The sequence below is a fragment of the Marinobacter lipolyticus SM19 genome (genome assembly GCF_000397065.2).
Lineage (GTDB): Bacteria > Pseudomonadota > Gammaproteobacteria > Pseudomonadales > Oleiphilaceae > Marinobacter > Marinobacter lipolyticus.
In genome coordinates this window covers 1-1026 of the sequence record NZ_KE007319.1, presented here as the reverse complement: position 1 = coordinate 1026, position 1026 = coordinate 1, and the positions used below count along the sequence as shown (strand labels likewise).

Here is a 1026-nt window from a genome sequence, read left to right as displayed (position 1 = left end):
CAAGGGCACGATCCAGGGCTATAACGGCGTGGCCACGGTGGACAAGAAACACCAGGTGATCATTGATGCCCAGGCCTTTGGCGAAGGTCAGGAACACCACACTCTACAGCCGGTACTGGAAACCGTCGAAGCCCGTTACAAAAAGCTGGGCATCGCCGAGAGCATCTACCAACAAGGCGCGGTCGTCACCGCCGACACCGGCTTCGCCAACGAAGCCAATATGAAGTATCTGCACGAACGGCAGATCAATGGCTACGTGCCAGACAACCGGTTCCGCAGCCGGGATCCGAAGTTCCAGAACCAGAAAGACAAGTACGGCAAGCGTCATCAGAATCTGCCGAACAAAGTGTGGAAAGACACTATCCCGGCAAGTGAATTCCAGTTCGATCCCGTGAACCTGATCTGCGTTTGTCCGACTGGCGAAGAGCTTACCTACCGGGGCAAACGGGCATCGGAGAATGGAAAGATCCGGGTGCACTTCGAAGGTCGGTTGCTGCAATGCCGGCACTGCCCCAAGAAGCGCCAATGTATGCAGAACCCTGCGTCAGCTAACCATCGAAATGGATCCGGCCGACAGGTCTCGTTCACCATCGAGAACAAGCGCCTGCCCAACTACACCGACTGGATGAAGCACCGGGTGGATAGCCGGCAGGGCAAAGAGATTTACAGCCACCGCATGTCGGTGGTGGAACCGGTGTTCGGCAACATTGGTACGACGAAACGGCTGAACCGCTTCAGCCTGAGAGGTAAGAGGAAGGTGCAGGGCCAGTGGCAGCTATACTGCCTGGTGCACAATATTGAGAAGCTGGCGAATTATGGGCGGTTAGCCACGTGATGCAGGGACCAGAAGGGCCGGAAACGGGGCTGCTGGAAGTCAGCAATACCGGCGCTGGCAGCGCCAAATCGGCCGAAACTAATGGCTGATCAGCGGAATCGCGATCATCGGCTAGCGTATGGCCGCTACAAAAAATTTAAGAACCAGACGCTGGGGACGGCTCGGAATCGAGTTTTTCTACAGCCTCGTTA

At 56.3% G+C, this 1026-nt stretch carries 1 protein-coding gene; it reads left to right on the top strand.

Annotation, left to right across the window (positions count from 1 at the left end; translation table 11 throughout):
• Positions 1 to 835: transposase (locus MARLIPOL_RS09515; protein ID WP_012140642.1), on the top strand; the 835-nt coding region annotated here is incomplete at its 5' end.
• Positions 836 to 1026: the final 191 nt, after the last annotated feature.